The 1,457-nt window shown below is 67.4% G+C and carries 2 protein-coding genes; both read right to left on the minus strand.

Annotation, left to right across the window (positions count from 1 at the left end; translation table 11 throughout):
• A partial coding sequence (rplS, locus tag QK444_RS36220; RefSeq protein WP_282786624.1) for a 50S ribosomal protein L19 occupies positions 1–337 on the minus strand: 337 nt, incomplete at its 3' end.
• 209 nt (positions 338–546) lie between these two features.
• Positions 547–1,407 carry a hypothetical protein gene (locus tag QK444_RS36225; protein ID WP_282786626.1) on the minus strand — a complete coding sequence of 287 codons (861 nt, stop codon included), beginning with the start codon at positions 1,405–1,407 and terminating at the stop codon, positions 547–549.
• Positions 1,408–1,457 lie beyond the last annotated feature (50 nt).

Here is a 1,457-nt window from a genome sequence, read left to right on the forward strand (position 1 = left end):
GCTTTTCCTTGATCTTGGCGGCCTTGCCGCGCAGGTCGCGCAGGTAGTACAGCTTGGCACGACGCACGTCACCGCGGGTCACGACCTCGATCTTGTCGAGGTTGGGGCTGTGCACCGGGAAGGTGCGCTCCACGCCGACACCGAACGACACCTTGCGCACGGTGAAGGTCTCGCGAATGCCGCCGTTCTGACGCCGGATGACGACGCCCTTGAAGACCTGGATGCGCTCCTTGTTGCCTTCGATGACCTTCACGTGCACATTCACGGTGTCACCCGGGCGGAACTCGGGGATATCGCTGCGCAGCGACTTTTCGTCGACGAAGTCGAGGGTGTTCATGTCCGTCCTTTGGGAAGTTCGCGCGAGCAGAGGAACCTGGCGGCACTGGTTGCGCTCGACCGGTTCGTACTCCGGATAATTGGGCGGTGCGTCGGGCGCGATGCGCCCAAGGCAACCTGAGCATTGTGCCAGATGGCCGGACCGCTCCGGTAATCGGGTTGCCTTCGTCACCGCTGTCCGCATGCTACGCCGTCGGCGGGCCCGCGGGCTCAGTCGGCGACCTTCCGGCTACCGAGCCGATGCGTCGGCGACGGCGCGGACGGGGCCGGGAGCACCGTGTGCTCCAACTCCTCCTCGGTGGCCTGCCGCACATGGACGAGATCCGGCTTCCCGGCGATGAGATCCTGGACGAAGATCTTGGCCTGGATGACCGGCCGCCGGTATCGCCGCTCGCGAATGATGGCGCGCCGCATGGTCCTCGGACGGGACCCGTAGCGCCAGCGCGCCCACGGCGATCCGGGCCGGGCCAGTCGCAGCCAGCCGATGACCAGCAGCGGCGGGAAGAACATGCCGAACAGACCGGTCCAGATCTTCCCCTTGGCGATGACGATGGCCGCCAGCAGCAGATTCGTGATGGCGAACAGGCCGACGAGCACCCGCGCCGCCGTATCGGGCTCGTGCCGGACGTCGCCGAGGTCCAGCAGCCACAGCGGATGGAAGCCGAGCAGCAGCAGCCCGGTCACCGCCACCGCCACGAAGACCGCGTCCACGGAGGTGCGGCCCTGCTCCTCCCAGTACACGTCCCGGAGGTAGTAGATGAGCGCGAACTCGTCCAGCACCAGCGCCGCGCCCAGGCCGAACACCGCCGCCAGCGCGCTGATGGTGCCGACGCCGCTCTCGTACATGGTGACCAGACCCACCCCGGAGGCCAGCACCATGATCACGCCGAACACCATGTGGTGGATATGGGTGTCCCCGGCCCGCACGTTCCCCGGCCACCACCGCACCTTCGCGCGGATGAGCCGGACGCTGACGCGGATCAGCACGAACCCGAGAATGAAGCCGAACAGCAGGCACAGCAGCGGCAACCGTCCGTTCGGGATCACGACATCGTCGAGCCACCGCCGCATTTCGTCCATCAGCCCGCTGACTCCGCTCCGTGCCCACCTGTGCGGCCGCC

Source organism: Nocardia sp. CC201C (assembly GCF_030010695.1).
Lineage (GTDB): Bacteria > Actinomycetota > Actinomycetes > Mycobacteriales > Mycobacteriaceae > Nocardia > Nocardia otitidiscaviarum.

Bases quoted from the DNA above. Each gene is read 5' to 3' on its own strand.
- QK444_RS36225 (WP_282786626.1), bottom strand. From the start codon at position 1,407: ATGCGGCGGTGGCTCGACGATGTCGTGATCCCGAACGGACGGTTGCCG.